Source organism: Sphingomonas sp. C3-2, from assembly GCF_033025475.1.
In the GTDB taxonomy this organism is placed as follows: domain Bacteria; phylum Pseudomonadota; class Alphaproteobacteria; order Sphingomonadales; family Sphingomonadaceae; genus Sphingobium_A.
Window position 1 is genome coordinate 2,070,548 of sequence record NZ_CP130322.1, and the last position, 14,879, is coordinate 2,085,426.

The following is a 14,879-nucleotide window of genomic DNA, read 5'->3' on the forward strand; positions in this document are numbered from 1 at the left end:
GGACGCCCGAAGCGGACGGTAGCGGCGAGAACGAGAAACGCTATTCTATCTCAATGAAACACATTTTTGTCTGCACAGTTCTTTTCGCATTGACTGCGTGCGCAGCTGAAATGAGCGATCCTGCCTTACCGTCGCAACGAACCATTGCGCAGATCGAAAGCGGCCATCAGTTGCTGACTGATCTGACCATAGTGGGTGCTTATGGCACTCCCGAAGCGATGAATGCCGTCTCACGTGTCAAGGTACGCCACGTCAGTTGCGGCGCAACGGGCTCGGCCATCGCAACCTGTAGCTACGAAGCAAGCCGATGTCTGGAAACAGAGAAGGATGTTAACGGCGATGAGTGGTGCGCTCGAACGTCAAATTTTGTGAGGGTCAACGGCCAGCGAAGCATAGGCGACGTAGTAGTCAGGGGCTGGGCGCTCGACCGATGAGAGGCGGCGTCAGATGTCCGCTTTGTCGCGTATCCGGACAGTCCGGTTTTGGTCAAAGCCGTCGATGATCGGCCAGCGCGTCATCTCGGTTCCGGCCATTCGGATTGGCAGCCTTGGCAAATGGATAGGCGGAGGGGCTGGTTTCGCGTCGGCCTCTCCATTATCTTGCAGGCCATGGCGATATTTCCCCGTCCCGTTTCCCCGCGCAAGGCGATCCGCGATCTGCGTCTGTTTCTGGCGATGCGTCAGAAACATGAACTGATCTTCGGCTTCCTCTCGGTGGTCATCACCGCGCTTCTGATCGCCGGTTTCTATGTCGATTCGCGCATCGACAAGCCGTGGAAGCGCGATGTCTTCTACGTCCAGAGCTGGCCGCTCGACCGCAGCCTTGAACAGATCAAGGCGCAGCAGGCGATCGACATGAAGGAAAGGAAGAAGCGCGAGGCCGAGATGGAGGCCAAGCGGCAGGAACGCATGCGCCAGTTCCAGAAGGTCGAGAAACAGCTCGAAGCCATCGGGCTTTGAGCAACCCTGCGCGCTGGATGGCGGCGGCGCTCGCGCTGTCCGAGCGCGGACGCGGTCGCACCGCCCCCAATCCCAATGTCGGTTGCATCATCGTGTCCGGCGGCAGCGTCGTCGGGCGCGGCTGGACACAGCCCGGCGGCCGCCCGCATGCCGAGGCGATGGCGCTGGCCGAGGCGGGCGATGCCGCGCGCGGCGCCACCGCCTATGTCACGCTCGAACCCTGCGCGCATCAAAGCCCGCGTGGCCCCGCCTGCGCCGATCTGCTCGCCGCATCGGGGGTGGCGACGGTGCATGTCGCGCTGGGCGATCCCGATCCGCGCACCAATGGCAAGGGCATTGCGCGGCTGCGCGCGGCCGGCGTCGCGGTGCATGACGGGCTGCTCGCGGCCGAGGCGGCGCGCTTGATGGGCGGTTTCCTCATGCGCCAGCGCAGTGGGCGTCCGCTGGTGACGCTCAAACTCGCCACCTCGCTCGACGGGCAGATCGCGATGGCCGATGGCCGCAGCCGCTGGATCACCGGCGCTGCGGCGCGCGCGCACACCCATCTCGAACGCGCGCGGCACGAAATGATCCTGGTGGGGCGGGGCACCTATGATGCCGATGCCCCCCGGCTCGACGTGCGTCTGGCCGGGCTCGAAGCGCGTAGCCCGCGCCGCGCGCTGCTCACCCGCGGCGTTGCCCCCGAAGGCTGGGAAGCGGTTGCCGCGCCCGGTGCCATCGGTGCGCTCGCCGGTGTCGATCATCTTTTCGTCGAGGGCGGTGCGCAGACGGCGGCGGCGTTTCTCGCCGCCGATCGCGTCGATCGCCTGCTGCTCTACCGCGCGCCGATCCTGATCGGGCGGGGGCGCGCGGCTTTGGGCGATATCGGGCTCGCCGATCTGGCCGAGGCGCATGGTTGCTGGCGGCTGTGCGACACGCGCCTGCTTGGCAGCGACCGCATGGAAGTCTACGAGCGCGTCCGGATCTAGGACGGCGACGCAACAAAGGGACCGCGAATGTTCACGGGCATCATCACCGATATCGGCACCATCAAGAGCATCGAGCAGCGCGGCGACATGCGCGCGGTGATTGCCTGCAGCTATGACATGGCGGGCGTCGATCTCGGCGCGTCGATCGCCTGTTCGGGCGTGTGCCTCACCGTGGTCGACAAGGCGCCGGGCTGGTTCGCGGTCGATATCTCCGCCGAAACCATCTCGCGCACCGCGTCGGACCAGTGGCGCGCGGATGGCCGTCTCAACCTCGAACGCGCGATGAAGCTGGGCGAGGAACTGGGCGGGCATATCGTCACCGGCCATGTCGACGGCGTCGGCACGGTCACCGGTCTCAGCGACGAAGGCGACTCGAAACGCGTCACGATTGCCGCCGGGCATGATCTGGCGCCCTTTATCGCGGCCAAGGGCTCGGTTGCGCTCGACGGCATCTCGCTCACCGTCAACAGCGTCACCGACACGGCCGAAGGCGTTGAATTCGGCGTGAACATCATCCCGCACACCGCCTCGGTCACGACGTTCGACGCGCTCGCCGAAGGGCGGCGCCTCAATATCGAGATCGACGTTCTGGCGCGTTATCTTGGCCGTATGCGTTCGGTTTTGGAAAAATAATCGCGGTAAAAGGCGTTTGATCGTCGATGTTTCTACGCTTTGCGTAAGAATGTTGCGCCCTGTGTGAAATTTTCTGTTGGGCATCACATTGCAATGTGATATTCGGTGTGGCCATGAGCACCGAACTGATCGAACGCGTCCGCGACCTTGTTGCCGAAGGCGCCATCTCACGCTCCGGCCTCGCCCGCGCGGCCGGACTTCATGCCAATTCGCTTCGCCTGCTGGACGAGCCCGAGTGGAACCCCACCGCCGAAACGCTGCGCAAGCTCGAAAAATATCTGAAGCAGCGCGAATCCGCGCCCGCGCTGGTCCCGATCGAAGAGATTATCGAGGAAGCGCGCAATGGCCGCATGTTCATCCTCGTCGACGATGAAGACCGCGAGAATGAGGGCGATCTTATCATTCCCGCGCAGATGGCGACCCCGGCGGCGATCAACTTCATGGCCAAATATGGCCGCGGGCTGATCTGCCTCACGCTCACCAAGCAGCGCGTCAACCAGCTTGGCCTCAACCTGATGAGCCGCAACAACGGCACGCGCCACGAAACCGCCTTCACCGTCTCGATCGAGGCGCGCGACGGCGTCACCACGGGCATTTCGGCGGGCGACCGCGCGCGCACCGTCGCGGTGGCGATCGATGCGTCGAAGGGCCCTGAGGAAATCGTCACCCCCGGCCATGTCTTCCCGCTGGTCGCGCGCGAAGGCGGCGTGCTCGTCCGCGCCGGGCATACCGAGGCGGCGTGCGACGTGTCGCGCCTGGCCGGCCTCAACCCGTCGGGCGTGATCTGCGAGATCATGAAGGACGACGGCACCATGGCGCGCATGGACGACCTCGTCGAATTCGCGCACGAACATAATCTCAAGATCGGCACGATCCGCGATCTCATCGCCTATCGCCGCCAGCACGATCACCTTGTCGAGAAAAAGGCAGAGGCGCGTTTCGAGAGCCGCTGGGGCGGCGAATGGACCGCCAATGCCTTTCTCAACAAGGCCACCGGCACCGAGCAGATCGCGCTGGTCAAGGGCCGCATCGACCCCGACAAGCCCACGCTCGTGCGCATGCACGTGCTCTCGCCCTTCGCCGACCTTTTCGCCGAGGCCGACGAACGCGGCCGCCTGCTGCGCCGCTCGATGGAAATCATCGGTGCGGAAGGCGCGGGGGTGATCGTCGTCATCAACAAGCGCCGCGCAGATTTCTTCACCACCTCGATCCAGGAAAAGGCGGGCATGCCCGCGCTCGATCCCGAGGAACTGCGCGATTACGGCGTCGGCGCTCAGATCCTCACCGAACTGGGCGTGCAGGACATGGAACTGCTCACCAACAGCCACCACACGCTGGTGGGGCTTGACGGCTACGGCCTTTCCATCGTTGGGCAGCGTCCAATCGACAGCGGAGAAGCTTGATCATGGCAAAATTTCTGATCGTGGAAGCACGGTTCTACGACCATCTGAACGACATGCTGCTCGACGGCGCGCGCACCGCGCTCGAAGCGGCCGGGCATACGCATGAAACCGTCACGGTTCCGGGCGCGCTCGAAATCCCCGCGGCCATCGCGCTTGCGGTCGATAGCGAGCGTTATGACGGCTATGTCGCGATCGGCGTCGTCATTCGCGGTGAAACCTATCACTTCGAAGTCGTCTCGAACGAAAGCGCGCGCGGCATCATGGCGCTCACGCTCGATGGCCTGCCGATCGGCAACGGCATCCTGACCGTCGAAAACGAGGCGCAGGCGCTCACCCGCGCCAAGCGTTCGGAAAAGGACAAGGGCGGCGAAGCGGCCAAGGCCGCGATCGCGATGCTCGAACTCCAGGCCCGTTTCCAGGCCTGAGGCACGGGATTTGCAAAGTGGACAGCGGCGGCAGTCTCATGTCGCCCTGTCCACTTTTTTTTGTGCCCGGCTTATCCCTTGGGGCTGATCGTCGCCCCGATCGACCAGACCTGCCCGAACGGATCGCGCAGATGGCCGTAGCGATCGCCCCAGAACTGGTCGTCGAGCGGCATTTCGACGCTCGCCCCCGCCGCCAGCGCGCTGGCCCATAGCGCATCGGCGTCGTCCACCTGCAGGTGCAGCCGCGCGCCGCCCGGCTGGGCGCTGCTCTTGCCGCCGTGAAATTCGGGAAAATCGTCGGACAGCATCAGATCGCCGCCGTTCAGCTGGAGATGGGCGTGCATCAGCCGCTGGCCGTCCTCGGCGGCATGCTGTTCCACCAGCACCGCGCCAAAGGCCTGTTGATAGAAAGCCACCGCCTGTTTCGCGCGGCCTTCGCCGATGGTAAGATAGGGTGTGATGCCCTTCATGGCGCGTCCTTTTCCGCTAAGGGAAGGTCAGGCTATGCCGCCGTCGATTGCCCGTAAAGCGCTTGCCAATGGCGATCGGCGGACTAGCATGCGCCCCTCTCGTAATTCAGGGGATATTTCATGAGCTTGGGCGGCCCCCTTCTTGTCACCGAACATCTCATCCTGCGTCCCCCTGCGGCCGAGGATCTCGACGGCTGGGCCGCGTTCCATGCCGATCCCGAAGCGATGCGCTTTCTGGGCGGTGTCGTCAGCCGCGCGGCGTCGTGGCGGATGCTCTGCACCATGGCGGGCGCCTGGCATATTCGCGGCTTTTCGATGTTCTCGCTCATCGAACGGTCGAGCGGGCGCTGGGTTGGCCGCGTCGGCCCCTGGCAGCCCGAAGGCTGGCCGGGCACCGAGGTGGGCTGGGGCGTGCTCCCCGAATTTTCCGGGCGCGGCTATGCGCGGGAGGCGGCGATCGCCTCGATCGATTTCGCGGTCGAGATGCTGCACTGGGACGAGGTGATCCATTGCATCGATCCCGCGAACAGCGCGTCGATCAAGCTCGCCGAACGGCTCGGCGCGGTCGATCGCGGGCCAACCACTTTGCCTGCGCCGCTTGACGTTTATTCGGTCAACCGCTGGTCGCAAAGCGCCGCCGAATGGAAGGCGCGCCGGGCCACGCTCTGATCCCCTGCCAATTTCCGGCTGTTTCTAATATCGGCCACCTGCGCTAAGGGCGCGGGATGCAGAATCTCCTTCTAGTCATGGCCGGCGGTGCGCTGGGCAGCGCGGGGCGCTACGGCGTCGGCCGGCTGACGCTCAGCCAGCTTGGCCCGCATTATCCATGGGGCACGCTTGTCGTGAACCTCATGGGCGGGCTGGCCATGGGCGTGCTGGCCGGCGTGCTGGCGCGTTTCGGCGAAGGCGAGCAGGGCTGGCGCCATTTCCTCGCGCTTGGCCTTCTCGGTGGATTTACGACCTTTTCGGCGTTCAGCCTCGACACCGCGACGATGATCCAACGCGGCGACTGGGGCGGCGCGGGGCTATATGCGCTGGCCTCGGTGATCGGATCGGTAACAGCGCTGTTTCTTGGCCTCTGGATCGTGAAGGTAGCCGCGTGAGCACGAACGATAACAACAGCGATGTCCGCCAGTTCAAGGTGGGCGAAGACGATGACGGGATCCGGCTTGATCGCTGGTTCAAGCGTCATCTCCCCGATGTCAGCTTCAACACCGTGTCGCGCTGGGCGCGCACCGGCCAGCTGCGCGTCGATGGCAAGCGCGTGGCGCCCGGCGACCGCGTCGAAATGGGGCAGGTGCTGCGCGTGCCCCCCGCCGAACCCGCCAAGGCCGAGGTCGTCGCCCGCCCCAAGCGCGCCCGCCCGCAGCTCAGCGAAGATCAGATCGCCTTTGCCGAGTCGCTGGTGATCCACAAGGATCGCTCGGCGATCGTCATCAACAAGCCGCCGGGGCTCGCCACGCAGGGCGGCACCAAGACGACCGAGCATGTCGATGGTCTGCTCGATGCGCTCCAGTTCGAGGCGGATGGCCGCCCCAAGCTCGTCCACCGGCTCGACAAGGATACCTCGGGCGCGCTGCTCCTCGCGCGCTCGGCCAAGGCCGCGGCCAATTTCGCCAAGAGCTTTTCGTCGCGCACCGCGCGCAAGGTCTATTGGGCGCTCGTCGTCGGCGTGCCGTCGATCGAGGACGGTATGATCGAACTGCCGCTCGCCAAGCAGCCGGGCACCGGTGGTGAGAAGATGCATGTCGACGAAAAGGAAGGCCTGCCCGCCCGCTCGCGCTACCGCGTCATCGAACGCGCCGGCAATCGTGCCTGCTGGGTCGAACTGCAACCCTTTACCGGGCGTACCCACCAGTTGCGCGTTCATATGGCGGCGATCGGCCACCCGATTGTCGGCGACGGCAAATATGGCGGGCAGGAAGCGTTCCTGACCGGCGGGATCAGCCGCAAGATGCACCTCCATGCGCGTCGTATCCGGATCGATCATCCCGATGGCGGCCGGATCGACGTGTCGGCCGAACTGCCCCGCCACTTCGCCGAAAGCCTCGACACGCTGGGCTTCGACCGCGCGCTGGGCGACAGCCTGCCGTTGGACGAGGTGAAGTTCGCCGACACCGCCGAGGGCAAGCGCAAAAAGGCTGCCGCCATCGCCAAGGACAAGCGCCGCGAACGCAAGGGCGAACGCCGTGGCCGTGCGGGTGACGACCGGGGACGCGGTGGGCGCTCGGACGACCGGGGCCGGGGCGGCCGCTAATGCATCCGCACCCCGATTTCCGCTGGGAAGGCCGGGCCGAACTGCGCGGCTTTGCCGAACAGATCGGTTTCGGCGCGCTGTTCGCGGCCACGCCCGACGGGCCGCGCGTCGCGCATCTTCCCGTCGTGTTCCTCGGGGAAGCGCAGCTCGGTTTCCACATCGCACGCGGCAACGGGATCGTGCGCCATCTCGACGGGCAGACCGCGCTTTTCGTCGTGCAGGGCCCCGATGCCTATATCAGCCCCGACTGGTATGGCCTGCCCGATCAGGTGCCGACCTGGAACTATCTTGCGGTCGAGCTGGAAGGCACCGTCCGCAAGATGGACCGCGATGCGCTCATCGCTCAGGTTGACCTCCTGTCCGCCGCGCATGAGGCGGGGCTTGCCCCCAAGGCGCCCTGGACGCGCGACAAGATGACGCCCGGCTATTTCGAGCGCTTGCTTGGCGGTATCACCGGGTTCACCATGGATATCACGGGCTGGCGCGGCACCAAGAAACTGGGCCAGAACAAGCCCGAAGCCGCCCGCGCGGCCGTGGCCGAGGCGCTCGATGCGCGGGGCCAGCGCGCGATGGCGCATCTGATGCGGGAAATGCCGCTATGAGTTTCAACCGGCTCGCCCTGTTCGATTGCGACGGCACGCTTGTCGACAGTCAGGCGAATATCTGCCTTGCGATGGAGCATTGCTTCGAAAAGTCCCGGCTCGTGCCGCCCAGCCGGCAGGAAATCCGCCGAATCGTGGGGCTGAGCGTGCGCGAGGCGGTTGAGGCGCTGCTTCCCGAAGGCGATGCCGCGCTGCATGATGTGCTGGCAGAGGATTACAAGCGCGCCTTTCACGCGCTGCGCGGCAAGGGGCTGATCGACGAGCCTTTGTTCGACGGTATTCTTGAAACCATGGCGCGGCTCGACGAGGCGGGCTGGCTGCTCGGCGTGGCGACGGGCAAGTCCGATCGCGGGCTGGCGCTGTGCCTTGAGCATCACGGTATCACGCGCCGTTTCGTCACGCTGCAGACCGCCGATCGCCATCCGTCCAAGCCGCATCCCGCGATGGTCGAAACCGCGATGGCCGAGGCGGGCGCCGCGCCCGAGACGACGATCATGATCGGCGATACCAGTTTCGATATGCTGATGGGCCGCGCGGCCGATGCGCACGCGCTCGGCGTGTCCTGGGGCTATCACGATATCATCGATCTGACGGCGGCGGGCGCGCACCGCGTGGTTCATGATCCGCGCGATATCGCTGGCTATGCCGAGGATTTCGCATGACCCCCGAGGCCCGCGAGGCGCAGGCGCGCAACCGATTCTTCGTCATTGCGCTGTCGCGGCTGGGCGGCGTTGGCCTGACCGTGGCCGGGATCGTCGCGACGGCGGGGCAGCTTCCTGCGCTGTCGCCGGTTATCGGCTATGCGATGGTGCTGGTGGGGCTGGCCACCATGTTGTTCGTGCCGCGCGCGCTCGCGCGGCGCTGGAGGACCCCGGAATAATGAAGCGTTTCTACAAGCAGACCGCCGTGATCGAGGATCAGGGCGGCTATGGCATCGCGCTCGATGGGCGCCCGGTGCGCACCCCCGGCCGCGCCGCGCTGGTCGTGCCGAGCCGCGCGCTGGCAGACGCCATCGCAGGCGAATGGGATGCGCAGGGCGAGACGATCGATCCGCGTTCGATGGTGCTGACCGGGCTCGCCAATGCAGGCATCGACCGCGTCGGCGCCGATCCCGAAGGCTTTGCTGCGGGCCTTGCCGCCTACGGCGAAAGCGACCTCACCTGCTACCGCGCCGACAGCCCCGCGCCGCTCGTCGATCGTCAGGCCGCCGCCTGGGATCCGCTCCTCGACTGGGCGAAGGCGCGCTACGACATTGCCTTCGTGCTCGCCACGGGTGTGATGCACAAGCCGCAACATGCGCAGACCACCGAACGGCTCGCCGCCGCCACCGCCGCGCGCGATCCCTTTGCGCTGGCGGCGCTTTCGCCGCTCGTCACGATCAGCGGGTCGCTCGTCGCCGCACTCGCCGTCGCCGAAGAGGCGTTCGAGGCCGAAGCCGTCTGGGAAGCCGTCTGCGTCGATGAACGCTGGCAGGCCGAACAATGGGGTGAGGATGAACTCGCCCAAAAGGCGGAAGCCGCGCGGCGCGCCGATTTCCTGACGGCCGCGCGTTTCCTTCAACTGCTAAAGGGCTGACGCCCTCAGGCGGGTTCCACCTCGGCAAAGGGATAGTCGATATACCCCTCGGGCCCCTGGCTGTACCAGGTCCTGGGCTCGTCGGGGGTCAGCGCGATCCCCGCCTGGAACCGCACCGGCAGGTCGGGATTGGCCAGGAAGGTCCGCCCGAACGAGATCGCATCGGCCACGCCCGCCTCAAGCGCCGCCTCGGCTTCCTCGGCGGTGAAATCGGAATTGAGCACCAGCGGCCCCTTGAACGCCGCGCGGATCGCGGGGGAAAGCTTGGGTTCGTCGGTGCGCCCGAACGTGCCCTCGGGGCCGGGCTCGCGCAGTTCGAGAAAACCGATGCCGATCCGGTCGAGCGCGGCGGCGGCGGGAACGAACACCGACGCGGGATTGCTGTCGTCCACCCCTTGCGTATCGCCATTGGGGGACAGGCGCACCGATACGCGCCCCGCACCGATTGCGGCGGCCACGGCTTCCACCACCTCCACCAGCAGGCGGATACGGTTTTCGGGGGAACCGCCGTAGTTGTCGGTACGCTGGTTGCTGTTGTCGCGCAGGAACTGGTCGATCAGATAGCCGTTCGCCGCGTGGATCTGGACGCCGTCGAACCCGGCGCTCAGCGCGTTGCGCGCGGCCGTCACATAATCGGCGATCAGCCCGGGAATCTCCGCTGCGTCCAGCGGGCGCGCGGTTTCATAGGGCTGGCGCCCGTCATAGGTGTGCGCATGGCCGGGCGCGGTGGTGGCCGATGCGGAAACCGGCTGCTGACCGCCATTGAAGCTCGAATGCACCACCCGGCCCATATGCCATAGCTGCGCGACAATCCGCCCGCCCGCCTTGTGTACCGCCTCGGTCACCGGCTTCCATGCCGCCACCTGCTCGTCGCTCCACAGGCCCGGCGCATAGGGCCAGCCAAGCCCCTGCTGGCTGATTCCGGTCGCTTCCGAAATGATCAGCCCGGCGCCGGCGCGCTGCGCGTAATAGGTCGCCATGATCGGGGTGGGCACATGGCTGCGGCTGGCGCGGGCGCGGGTCAGCGGCGCCATCAGGATACGGTTGGGCGCGGCGATCGCGCCGAGCTGGATGGGATCGAACAGGGTCGGAACTGGCATCGTATCAGTCCTTCTTTGAAACGTGACGGAGCAGAGATAGGGCGCTATGCGAGGCCATGCACGATTCCGGGAGCACAAGAATAACTTCGTCGCGGCCAAGCGGAAGCGGTCTGGCCTTTGTCGCGCTGGTTGTCGCCAATGTCTGTCTGGCCTTCGGGCCCTGGCTTGTGCGGCTCGCCGATGTCGGGCCGATCGCCTCGGCCTTTTGGCGTTTGCTGCTCGCGGTGCCCTTTCTTTTCCTTGCCATGCGGCTGTTGGGGCAGCGCATTCCCGCGATGAAGCCCGGGCTCTGGGTGATGCTCGGGTTTGCCGGGCTGTTCTTCGCCAGCGACCTCGCGGCATGGCATCTCGGCATTTTGCAGACCAAGCTCGCCAACGCGACGCTCTTTGGCAATTCGCCCAGCCTGATGTTCCCGATCTATGGTTTTCTGATCGCGCGGGCCTGGCCCAGCCGTGGGCAGGCGGCGGCGCTTCTGCTCGCGGCCTTTGGCGCGGCGCTGTTGATGGGGCAGAGCTATGAGCTGTCGGGCCAGAATCTGGTCGGCGATCTGCTCTGCCTGCTCTCGGGCGCGTTCTATACCTGTTATTTCATCGCGATGGCGCGCGCGCGGCTGGCGATGGGGCCTGTGCCCGCGCTCACGCTCAGCACGATGGCGGGGGTTATCCCGCTCTTTCTCTTCGCGCTGGTGATGGGCGATGCGATCTGGCCGCAGAACTGGACCGCATTGTTCCTGCTCGCGCTGTTCAGCCAGGTGATCGGGCAGGGGCTGATGATCTATGCGCTCGGCCATTTCCAGCCGCTGGTGATCGGGCTCGCGCTCCTCATCCAGCCCATCGTCTCGGGCGCGATTGGCTGGATCGTCTATGAAGAGCGCCTTGGCACGCTCGACATGATCGGCGCGGTTGCGGTCGCCATCGCGCTCGTTCTGGTTCGCCGCCCCGAAAAGGATGCGCCGTCGCGCCTTGCGGCGGACGGATCGAAGGCATAGCGTGGTTTCCATGGAGGAATTTTCTGGTGTCTGACCTGCCGCTCGATCCCACGCTCGACGAAATTCGCGATCATCTCGCCGCGATCATCCCGCTCCATGCGGGGTTTGACGGCTGGACGCCGCTCGCCCTCGAACGCGCGGCCGAACAGGCCGGGGTCGATGCCGATGTCGCACGGCTGGCCGTGCAGGGCGGCGCGACCGCGATGATCGATGCCTGGTTCGCAGCACTCGACCGGGCGATGGAGGCGGCGCTCCCGCCTGAAAAGCTCGGCGCGATGAAGATCCGCGAAAAAATCGCCGCGCTCGTCATGGCGCGGAGCGAAGCCGCGGCCCCGAATCGCGAGGCGCTGCGCCGTGCGCTCGCCATTCTCGCCATGCCGCAAAATGCGATGCTCGCCGCCCGGCTCGCCTGGCGCGCGGCCGATCATATGTGGCGGCTCGCGGGCGACACCTCCGCCGATTATAATCACTATACCAAGCGGCTGACGCTGGCCGGCGTCTATGGTTCCACGCTGATGGTGTTCCTCAACGACGACACGCCCGATCACGCCGACACCCGCGCCTTTCTCGATCGCCGCGTCGACGGCGTGATGCGTTTCGAAAAAACCAAGGCGCAGCTGCTGCGCCGGCGCGATCATATGCCCAGCCTGTCGCGCTTTATCGGGCGCCTTCGATACCCCGCCGTCTGAGCGCTGGCCTTTTGCGCGGGTTATTGATAATTAGTCGCAGAATCTGAAGAAAAGCGGAACCACAGTGCGTCTCGATCAACTTCCCCTGCGCCAGCCTGCATATATCACCACTATCGATTGGGACAGGCTTTCGCCCGCCGAAGGGCGGCGGTTGCGTGAACTGGGCTTTCATGAGGGCGTGGCCGTCGAGGTGCGCCATCATAGCGGGCTGTTCCGTTCGGGGCCGATCGCCTGTCAGGTCGGGCGGATGACGATTGCGCTCCGCCGCGCGCTGGCGTCCGCCATTGCCGTCCAGCCGGGAGCCTGATCGATGAACCCGGCACCGATGATCGCCCTGGTCGGCAATCCCAATGCGGGCAAGAGCGCGCTGTTCAACGCGCTGACCGGCGCCCGCCAGAAGGTTGGCAACTATCCCGGCGTCACCGTCGAGCGCAAGGCAGGCCGCATGGCGCTGCCCGACGGTCGCCCGGTCGAACTGGTCGACCTGCCCGGCGCTTATAGCCTCGATCCCTCCAGCCCCGACGAATGCGTCACGCGCGATGTCGTCACGGGCAAGTTGACCGGTGAACGGACGCCCTCGGGGCTGATCATCGTGCTCGACGCGGGCAATCTCGACAATCATCTGCGCTTTGCGCTCCAGCTCCTGTCGCTCGGCATTCCCGCCGTGGTGGCGCTCAACATGGTCGACATGGCCGAACGCGACGGGCTTGTCCTCGATGCCGAGGCGCTGTCGCGCGAACTGGGCGTGCCCGTCATCCCCACGGTCGCCGTGCGCCGCCGTGGGCTCGATGCGCTGAAGGATGCGCTGGCCGAGGCGGTGGGTGGTGCCGAGCACCGCGCGCCCGACATTGCCGCCATCCCCACCGACGAAGACGCCGTCCAGCGCCGCGCGCGTGCGATTTCCAAGGCTGCAACGGTTTCCGAAACCTCGGCGCGCCGGATCACCCATGTGATCGATTCGGTCGTGCTCCACCCGGTTGCCGGGCCGATCATCCTCGCGCTCCTGATGTTCCTGATGTTCCAGGCGGTGTTCTCCTGGTCGGAAGCACCCATCGGCTGGATCGAGGACGGTTTCGCAGCGTTGCAGGGCGTGGTCACCGATGTGTTGCCCGACGGCTTCTTCCGCTCGTTCCTGGTCGATGGCCTCATCGCCGGTGTTGGCTCGGTGGTCGTCTTTCTGCCGCAGATTCTGGTTCTCTTCTTCTTCATCCTGCTGCTCGAGGCATCGGGCTATATGGTGCGCGCCGCCTTCCTGATGGATCGGCTGATGGCCTCGGTCGGCCTGTCGGGCCGCGCCTTCATCCCGCTCTTGTCGTCCTTTGCCTGCGCGATCCCCGGCATCATGGCCACGCGCACGATCGACGATCCCAAGCAGCGGCTGACCACGATCCTGATCGCACCGTTGATGACCTGCTCGGCGCGCCTGCCCGTCTATTCGGTCATCATCGCGGCGTTCATCCCCGCACAAAAGGTGGCGCCCGGGGTCGGGCTGCAGGGGCTCGTCCTTTTCGCGCTCTATATCGCGGGCATCCTGGGCGCGGTGCTGGCCGCGCTTGCCTTCCGCAAGACGATCGCGCGCGGCACGGGCAGTGGCTTCCTCATCGAAATGCCCAAATATCAGATGCCCCGCCTGTCCGACATCGTGATCGGCCTGGGTCAGCGTGCGCGCGTCTTCCTGCGCCGCGCGGGTACGATCATCATGGGCGTGACCGTGCTGCTCTGGGCGCTGCTCGCCTTTCCGCAGGCGCCCGAAGGCAAAAGCCAGGTCGAATATTCGATCGCCGGGCGGATGGCGTCGGGGCTTGAGGTGCTGGTGAAGCCGATCGGCTTCAACCACGAAATGGCGCTGTCGATCATCCCTGCCATGGCCGCGCGCGAGGTGGCCGTCGCGGCACTCGCCACGGTCTATTCGATCGAAGCCGACGACGAGGCGGAAACCGAAAGCTCGCTGGTTGAACGGCTTCAGGGGCGCTGGCCGCTTCCCACGGCGCTCGCCTTCCTGATGTGGTTCGTCTTTGCGCCGCAATGCCTTTCCACCATCGCCGTCATCCGCCGCGAAACCAATGGGTGGAAGTGGCCCACATTCGCCTTGGCATATCTGTTCGGGCTCGCTTATGTCGCAGCAGGCGCTACCTATTGGGGCGCAACGGCATTGGGACTTTAAGAAGGGAATCGGCGCGTGGCTGGCTCAGTGAACAAGGTGATTTTGGTCGGCAATCTCGGTGCCGACCCCGAAGCGCGCTCGCTCAACAACGGGGGCGAGGTCGTCAATCTCTCGATCGCCACCTCCGAGCGCTGGAACGATCGTGACGGCAACCGTCAGGAACGCACCGAATGGCACCGCGTGGTGATCTTCAACGAAAACCTCGGCAAGGTCGCCAAGCAATATCTGCGCAAGGGCTCGAGCGTCTATCTCGAAGGCCAGCTGCAGACGCGCAAATGGCAGGATCAGAACGGCCAGGACAAATATTCGACCGAAATCGTGCTCCAGCGCTTCCGCGGCGAACTCGTGCTGCTCGGCGGTCGCGATGAAGGCGCCGGCATGGGCGGCGGTCGTTCGTCGGGCAATGACGGCTGGGGCGGTGGCGGCGGCGGTGGCCGTTCGTCGGGCAATGACAGCTGGGGCAGCACCGGTGGCGGCAGCGGCGGTGGTCGCGCCAATGACGGCTGGGGCCAGACCAGCAGCGGCAATGACAGCTTTGGCGGTGGCCGCTCGTCGGGCGGCGGTTCGCGCAGCAATTCCTCGGCTTTCGACAGCGATCTCGACGACGACGTTCCGTTCTGATTTCGGGCATCGCTGACGCAGATT

Annotated in this window: 19 protein-coding genes; 17 read left to right on the top strand and 2 right to left on the bottom strand. The window is 65.8% G+C overall.

Features of this window, described 5'->3' with window-relative positions; genetic code table 11:
• Positions 1-608 precede the first annotated feature (608 nt).
• From QYC26_RS10025 to ribH, 5 genes are all read left to right on the top strand, one after another.
• Positions 609-959 (top strand): hypothetical protein, encoded by a 351-nt coding sequence (locus QYC26_RS10025; RefSeq protein WP_317512092.1) that lies wholly within the window; start codon positions 609-611, stop codon positions 957-959.
• Positions 960-976: 17 nt separating this feature from the next.
• A complete protein-coding gene (gene ribD / locus QYC26_RS10030) occupies positions 977-1,927 on the top strand; it encodes a bifunctional diaminohydroxyphosphoribosylaminopyrimidine deaminase/5-amino-6-(5-phosphoribosylamino)uracil reductase RibD (RefSeq protein ID WP_317515043.1) in 951 nt (316 codons plus the stop codon).
• Positions 1,928-1,954: 27 nt separating this feature from the next.
• Entirely contained in the window at positions 1,955-2,560 is a 606-nt protein-coding gene (locus tag QYC26_RS10035; protein WP_317512093.1) for a riboflavin synthase, read from the top strand.
• Positions 2,561-2,673: 113 nt separating this feature from the next.
• Entirely contained in the window at positions 2,674-3,963 is a 1,290-nt protein-coding gene (ribB, locus tag QYC26_RS10040) for a 3,4-dihydroxy-2-butanone-4-phosphate synthase (protein ID WP_317512094.1), read from the top strand.
• A gap of 2 nt (positions 3,964-3,965) precedes the next feature.
• Entirely contained in the window at positions 3,966-4,388 is a 423-nt protein-coding gene (gene ribH / locus QYC26_RS10045) for a 6,7-dimethyl-8-ribityllumazine synthase (RefSeq protein WP_317512095.1), read from the top strand.
• A gap of 71 nt (positions 4,389-4,459) precedes the next feature.
• Here the strand turns inward: ribH and QYC26_RS10050 are convergent, their stop codons facing one another.
• Complete coding sequence (locus QYC26_RS10050; protein WP_317512096.1) at positions 4,460-4,858, bottom strand: glyoxalase/bleomycin resistance/extradiol dioxygenase family protein; 399 nt, start codon at positions 4,856-4,858, stop codon at positions 4,460-4,462.
• Between the two features lie 120 nt (positions 4,859-4,978).
• Here QYC26_RS10050 and QYC26_RS10055 point away from each other — a divergent pair, with 120 nt between their 5' ends.
• From QYC26_RS10055 to QYC26_RS10085, 7 genes are read left to right on the top strand one after another with little or no spacing between them, the layout of a single operon-like run.
• Entirely contained in the window at positions 4,979-5,527 is a 549-nt protein-coding gene (locus tag QYC26_RS10055; protein WP_317512097.1) for a GNAT family N-acetyltransferase, read from the top strand.
• A 56-nt stretch (positions 5,528-5,583) separates the two neighbouring features.
• The gene (gene crcB, locus QYC26_RS10060; RefSeq protein WP_317512098.1) at positions 5,584-5,961 is read left to right on the top strand and encodes a fluoride efflux transporter CrcB; all 378 of its coding nucleotides are present in this window, start codon (positions 5,584-5,586) and stop codon (positions 5,959-5,961) included.
• The gene (locus QYC26_RS10065) at positions 5,958-7,115 is read left to right on the top strand and encodes an RluA family pseudouridine synthase (protein WP_317512099.1); all 1,158 of its coding nucleotides are present in this window, start codon (positions 5,958-5,960) and stop codon (positions 7,113-7,115) included. The genes crcB and QYC26_RS10065 overlap by 4 nt, the downstream gene beginning before the upstream one ends.
• Positions 7,115-7,717, top strand: coding sequence for an FMN-binding negative transcriptional regulator (locus QYC26_RS10070; protein WP_317512100.1), 603 nt, complete (start codon positions 7,115-7,117; stop codon positions 7,715-7,717). Before QYC26_RS10065 ends, QYC26_RS10070 begins: the two co-directional genes overlap by 1 nt.
• On the top strand, positions 7,714-8,379 hold the full coding sequence (locus QYC26_RS10075) for an HAD-IA family hydrolase (protein ID WP_317512101.1): 666 nt from the start codon (positions 7,714-7,716) through the stop codon (positions 8,377-8,379). The genes QYC26_RS10070 and QYC26_RS10075 overlap by 4 nt, the downstream gene beginning before the upstream one ends.
• On the top strand, positions 8,376-8,597 hold the full coding sequence (locus QYC26_RS10080; protein WP_317512102.1) for a hypothetical protein: 222 nt from the start codon (positions 8,376-8,378) through the stop codon (positions 8,595-8,597). The genes QYC26_RS10075 and QYC26_RS10080 overlap by 4 nt, the downstream gene beginning before the upstream one ends.
• The gene (locus QYC26_RS10085; RefSeq protein WP_317512103.1) at positions 8,597-9,292 is read left to right on the top strand and encodes an ATP12 family chaperone protein; all 696 of its coding nucleotides are present in this window, start codon (positions 8,597-8,599) and stop codon (positions 9,290-9,292) included. The genes QYC26_RS10080 and QYC26_RS10085 overlap by 1 nt, the downstream gene beginning before the upstream one ends.
• A gap of 5 nt (positions 9,293-9,297) precedes the next feature.
• Here QYC26_RS10085 and QYC26_RS10090 read toward each other — a convergent pair whose 3' ends face one another.
• Positions 9,298-10,392 carry an alkene reductase gene (locus tag QYC26_RS10090; RefSeq protein ID WP_317512104.1) on the bottom strand — a complete coding sequence of 365 codons (1,095 nt, stop codon included), beginning with the start codon at positions 10,390-10,392 and terminating at the stop codon, positions 9,298-9,300.
• A 56-nt stretch (positions 10,393-10,448) separates the two neighbouring features.
• On the opposite strand from QYC26_RS10090, the gene QYC26_RS10095 reads away from it, so the two are divergent.
• The 5 genes from QYC26_RS10095 (at position 10,449) to ssb (ending at position 14,855) form a co-directional block, all read left to right on the top strand.
• Positions 10,449-11,381, top strand: coding sequence for a DMT family transporter (locus QYC26_RS10095; protein ID WP_317512105.1), 933 nt, complete (start codon positions 10,449-10,451; stop codon positions 11,379-11,381).
• A 26-nt stretch (positions 11,382-11,407) separates the two neighbouring features.
• A complete protein-coding gene (locus QYC26_RS10100; protein ID WP_317512106.1) occupies positions 11,408-12,070 on the top strand; it encodes a COQ9 family protein in 663 nt (220 codons plus the stop codon).
• 64 nt (positions 12,071-12,134) lie between these two features.
• On the top strand, positions 12,135-12,377 hold the full coding sequence (locus QYC26_RS10105) for a FeoA family protein (RefSeq protein ID WP_317512107.1): 243 nt from the start codon (positions 12,135-12,137) through the stop codon (positions 12,375-12,377).
• Between the two features lie 3 nt (positions 12,378-12,380).
• On the top strand, positions 12,381-14,234 hold the full coding sequence (feoB, locus tag QYC26_RS10110) for a ferrous iron transporter B (protein ID WP_317512108.1): 1,854 nt from the start codon (positions 12,381-12,383) through the stop codon (positions 14,232-14,234).
• Positions 14,235-14,249: 15 nt separating this feature from the next.
• Positions 14,250-14,855, top strand: a complete 606-nt coding sequence (gene ssb, locus QYC26_RS10115) for a single-stranded DNA-binding protein (protein WP_317512109.1) — start codon at positions 14,250-14,252, stop codon at positions 14,853-14,855.
• Positions 14,856-14,879 lie beyond the last annotated feature (24 nt).